Annotated in this window: 1 protein-coding gene; it reads right to left on the bottom strand. The window is 66.9% G+C overall.

What is annotated here, in order from left to right:
• Positions 1-828, bottom strand: an 828-nt coding sequence (locus J5F18_RS03960) for a TIGR00366 family protein (RefSeq protein ID WP_346301034.1), incomplete at its 3' end; no start/stop codon positions are given.
• Position 829 lies beyond the last annotated feature (1 nt).

Raw genomic sequence — 829 nt, forward strand, 5'->3', positions numbered from 1 at the left:
CACGATGGCCAGGAACAGGAACATGAAATTGACGATGTTCAGGTTCAGGCCGCCGCCCCGCAGGAAGAAGTGGTCGAGCAGGAAGATCACCCCCGGGATGCCCACCAGCCAGGCCAGGGTCACGCTGTTCTCGAGCCGCTCGGCCGGGCGGGTGATGCGCACCCGATACTCCTCGTCATCGCCCAGCAGCTTGGGGTCGACGTAGACGCTCTCCTTGTCGTCGGGCAGCATCATCCGGTTGACCAGCGGGATGGCGATGAACAGGCAGACCACCAGGGCCAGGTTGAAGAAAGCGAAGATGGTCGAGCCGGTGCCGATCACGCCGATCTGGTCGGCGGTGAAGTGGCCCTCGGTGGCGATGGTCAGCGGGATCGAGCCGGCCAGGCCGCCGTGCCAGACCACGAAGCCGGAGTAGGCGCTGGCCACCAGCAGCCGATAGTCCACGCGAACCAGGCGCGCCAGCTCCTTGGCGAACAGGGCCCCCACCACCAGGCCGAAGCCCCAGTTGATCCAGCTGGCCGCCAGCGACACATAGGTGACCAGCAGGATGGCCCCGCCGGGGCCCTTGGCCAGGCTGGCCAGGCGCTGCAGCAGCTTCTTCACCGGCGGCGAGCTGGCCAGCATGAAACCGGTGACCAGCACCAGCAGCATCTGCATGGAGAAGGTCAGCAGGTTCCAGAAGCCGTCGCCCCACATGCGCATCACCGCCAGCGGGGTCTGGCGCTCCACGGCGATGGCGGCGGCGGCGGCGATCACGGTGAGCAGCAGCACGAAGATGTAGGGGTCGGGCAGGTAGCGTTCGACCAGCCTGACGGCCGGTCTCGACAGA

This window comes from Halomonas sp. BM-2019, from assembly GCF_017584085.1.